This window comes from Curtobacterium sp. B18, from assembly GCF_000333375.1.
Taxonomy (GTDB): Bacteria; Actinomycetota; Actinomycetes; order Actinomycetales; family Microbacteriaceae; genus Curtobacterium.
Window position 1 is genome coordinate 1 of sequence record NZ_BACZ01000002.1, and the last position, 3,936, is coordinate 3,936.

At 73.7% G+C, this 3,936-nt stretch carries 4 protein-coding genes; 3 read left to right on the forward strand and 1 reads right to left on the reverse strand.

Translation table 11 applies throughout. The annotated features are described in order from the left end of the window. Window positions 1–283 precede the first annotated feature (283 nt). Window positions 284–688: a hypothetical protein gene (locus tag I5E_RS00050; RefSeq protein WP_022905199.1), complete on the forward strand. Its 405-nt coding sequence runs from the start codon at window positions 284–286 to the stop codon at window positions 686–688. Window positions 689–704: 16 nt separating this feature from the next. Here I5E_RS00050 and I5E_RS00055 read toward each other — a convergent pair whose 3' ends face one another. Next, window positions 705–2,210: a S1C family serine protease gene (locus tag I5E_RS00055; RefSeq protein WP_022905200.1), complete on the reverse strand. Its 1,506-nt coding sequence runs from the start codon at window positions 2,208–2,210 to the stop codon at window positions 705–707. Between the two features lie 221 nt (window positions 2,211–2,431). Here I5E_RS00055 and I5E_RS00060 point away from each other — a divergent pair, with 221 nt between their 5' ends. Beyond that, window positions 2,432–3,427, forward strand: a complete 996-nt coding sequence (locus I5E_RS00060; protein WP_022905201.1) for a FecCD family ABC transporter permease — start codon at window positions 2,432–2,434, stop codon at window positions 3,425–3,427. Then, on the forward strand, window positions 3,424–3,936 hold a 513-nt coding region (locus I5E_RS00065), incomplete at its 3' end, for an iron chelate uptake ABC transporter family permease subunit (RefSeq protein ID WP_022905202.1). The genes I5E_RS00060 and I5E_RS00065, both read left to right, overlap by 4 nt.

Below are 3,936 nucleotides of genomic sequence, written 5' to 3' on the forward strand. Positions count from 1 at the left end.
TCCCGGACCCGCGCCCGGGCCGACCTTTGAGGCACCCACCTTGGCACCGAGGCACTTGGCCACTTGCGCTCCCTCGGGGGCCGTCGGTGGAACCCCACAATCCTCCGCACGCCGGCCGACCGGAGTTCATAGAGCCCGGCCTGGTCGGCCGGCTTGGCACCCTCCCCGGAACCGACGCAGGCGCTCCTCGGCGCCGTGGGAGGGCGACGCCCAGCCGGTCACGCTGGAACAGCGGCTGCCCGACGGGCGCACCACGCGCCTCCAGGCCTGGTCGGAGACCGTCGTGGACGGGACGGACGAGACGGGCGCGGTGATCGCGCAGCTGCCGGTCGAGCGCGTGGTCGCGATCGTGGCCGGGAGGCTCGGCATCGGTCCGGCATGGACCTTCCCGTTCCGCACGGGGTCGCTCCCGGCGGACCTGCTCGCGCGCCGGACCTCCGGGTCGGAGGCAGCAGCCGACCTGCCGACGGCGACCGCCGAGGCGGACCCTCGGCTGGCGCGCTTCTGGGCGGCTTCGTGGACGGTGTCGTCGCTGCGTCGACCGGGCAAGCCGAACCCGATCGTGGTCGTGCGCGCCGCGGGGCAGGGCTTCGCACGGGTCGGACGCACGGAAGCCGGGGAGACCGTCTTCACGACGGACTCCCCGGCGAACGTCTACCGGTCGGTGGTGCGGGCGCTGCTCGGCTGAGCCGCTCCCGCTCCCGCTACGCGGCGGGGCCGGCGGTCAGGGTGACCGTCACGGTCTTCGCGGCGCCGGTGCTGTCGGTGTAGCCGACCGTCACCTTGTCGCCGACCGAGTGCGACTGGATCGCCGAGGTCAGGGCGTCCGAGCTCGCCACGGCCGTGCCGTCGATGCTCGTGATGGTGTCGCCGGCGGCGAGACCGGCCGACGCGGCACCCGAGCCCTCGACCGTGCCCGCGACGGCGACGCCGCCGGTCGAGGCGGTCCCGCTGACCTCGACCCCGAGGAACGCCGGCAGCCCGATGGTGATGGTCGACGAGGACTCGCCCGCGAGGATCTTGTCCGCGATCGACTTCGCCGTGGTGATCGGGATCGCGTACCCGGTGACGTCCGCGGTGCCCGACGAGGCCGCGGTCGCCATGCCGACGACCTCGCCCTCGCTGTCGAGGACCGGACCGCCGGAGTCGCCCGAGACGATGTCCGCGGCGACCTCGATGAGGCCCTGCAGCGACTCCGTGCCGGTGCCCGACTCGCTCTGCACCTGGATGTCCTGGTCGGTCGCGGTCACGGTGCCCTCGGCGGCGACGAGGTTGCCCGTGCCCTCGGCGTTGCCGACGTCGGTCACGGTGTCGCCGGTGCTCGGCTCGCCGTCGTCGTCGAGCGTCACGGTGGACAGCCCCGACGCGCCCTCGAGCTTGAGGACCGCGACGTCGTGCGTCGCGTCGGTGCCGACGACGTCCGCCTTGTACTCCTTGCCGGTCGTCTCGTCGGTGACCGTGATGCTCGTCGCACCCTGGATCACGTGGTTGTTCGTGAGGATCGTCCCGTTCGACGTGAGGATCATGCCCGTGCCGGCCGCCTGCGACGACTCGTCGTAGTTGAGGACGGTGTTGATGGTCACGACGCCCTTCTTCTGGGCGCTCGTCGCCGCGGTCGCGGCGGACTGCGTGCTCGTGCCGCTGCTGCCGTCGCTCGAACCGGTGCCGTCTCCGGGCACCGTGAAGCCGTTGGTGCCGCTGCCGTCGGTCCCGGAGCCCGTGCCGGACCCGGTGCCCGGCAGCGTCGTGGTGCCCTGCGACTGGCTCGAGGTGGTCGTCGTGTGCTGCGAGGACAGCCCGAGCGCGGTCCCGCCGGCGGCACCGACGATCGCGAGCGCGGCGATCCCGGACCCGATCATCAGTCCGAGGCGACGGGGGCGCTTCGTGCCGTGGTTCGTGGGGGCGAACCCGTGGTTCGCCGACGCCACACCGTGGTCGGCCGTCGCAGCGCCGTGCACCCAGCCGTGCTGGAAGCCGGGGAGTGCCGGGCTGCCGATGCGGAACGGACCGCGGCCGTCGGGGGTGTACCCGTAGGGGCCGGAGCCGTCGGGGCCGTAGAGGTACGGGCCGCTGCCGTCGAACGCGTACGCCGAGCGGAGGGTCGACGGGTCGGCGTGCGGTGCCTCCCACGTCGCCCCGGCCTGCGGCTGCGCAGCGTCGGTGCGGGCGGTGCCGTTCTCGTCGGCGGCGGGGTTCGGGGTCTCGTTCATCGGTGCTCTCCGGTCGTCCCTCGACGGCCCGGTCGGGCGTCGATGGGTACGAGTACAGGCCCGGTTCCCATGACGAACCTATGAACGGACCCTGCGGCTGCTCACGGCTTGCTCGGGGGTCGCCGTACGGGCTGATCGGGGGTCGACGTGCGGGATCGTCCGTTAGGGTTGCCTTACTTCCCATGCGTTCGCCGTCGCCCACCCCTCCCGCGCCCAGCTCCGTGCCCCGCCTCGCCGGTGCCACCGTGCTGGCCGTGGTCGTCCTCGTCGTGGCGGTGGCGCTCTCGGTGGCCTTCGGGTCGCGTCCGATCCCGCTCGGCACGGTGCTCGACACCGTGATGCACCCGGGGCGGAACGACGAGATCGGCCTGATCGTCCTCGGCAACCGGGTGCCCCGCACGGTCGTCGGGCTCCTCGCCGGGTCCGCGCTCGGAGTCGCCGGCGCGGTCATGCAGGGCGTGACGCGGAACCCGCTCGCCGACCCCAGCGTCCTCGGGATCAACTCGGGGGCCGCCCTCGCGGTGGTCGCCGGGATCGCGCTGTTCGGGATCAGCGGCACCGCTGCCTACCTGCCGTTCGCGTTCGTCGGCGCCGCCCTCGCCGCGCTCCTCGTCTACGGCATCGCCGCCGTCGCGCGCCGCGGCCTGTCGCCGGTCGGGCTCGCGCTCGCGGGGGCCGTCGTCGCCGCCGCGCTGTCGTCGATCACCACCGCGGTGCTCGTGACGAGCCAGAGCCTGCTCGACCAGCTCCGCTTCTGGCAGGTCGGTGCCCTCGCCGGCAAGGACCTCGGCACCGCCGGCGTCATCACGGTGCCGGTCCTCGTCGGGCTCGTCATCGCGTTCGGTCTCGGCCGGTCGCTCAACACGCTGGCGCTCGGCGACGAACTGGCCGCCTCGCTCGGGCAGCGGGTCGTGCTCGTCCGTGCCGTCGGGGGCGTCGTCACCGTGCTGCTCGCCGGGTCGGCGGTCGCCGCGGCCGGACCGATCGCCTTCATCGGGCTCGCCGTCCCGCACGCGGTGCGTCGGCTGAGCGGGCCCGACCACCGCTGGACGATCCTCCTGTCCGCCGTCGTCGCGCCGGCCCTCCTGCTGGTCGCCGACGTCATCGGGCGCGTCGTCGCCTACCCGGGGGAGCTGCAGGTCGGCATCGTGACCGCGCTCATCGGTGCACCGGTGTTCATCTGGCTCGTCCGGTCGCGGGCGGTGAAGGGACTGTGACCACGGTGCGCCCGACCGCTCGTCGCCGCGAGGCCCTCGTGCTCGTGGCCGTGCTCGTCCTGCTCCTCGTCCTCGTGCTCGTCGGGCTCGGCGTCGGCGAGATCCCGCTGTCGCCCGTGCAGGTCGCGAGCGCGCTCGTCGGGCACGGCGACACGATCTCGGACTTCGTGATCGGACAGCTCCGCGGCCCCCGGGTCGCCGGCGCGATGCTCGTGGGGGCATCGCTCGGCGTGGCCGGTGGCATCGTGCAGAGCGTCGTCCGCAACCCGATCGCGAGCCCCGACGTGATCGGCATCACCTCGGGGGCGAGCGCCTCGGGCCTGACGGCCATCGTGCTGTTCGGCGCGAGCGGCGGGACCCTCTTCTCGGTGGTGCTCGTCGGCGCCGTCGTGGTGTCGCTCGTGATCGCCGGACTCTCCTGGCGGCGGGGGATCACCGGCAACCGGGTGGTCCTCGTCGGGATCGGCGTCGCGGCGATCTGCCTGAGCATCACCGGGTGGATGCTCACG

Coding starts and splice junctions, on each gene's coding strand:
- I5E_RS00055 (WP_022905200.1), bottom strand. CDS start 2,210: ATGAACGAGACCCCGAACCCCGCCGCCGACGAGAACGGCACCGCCCGC.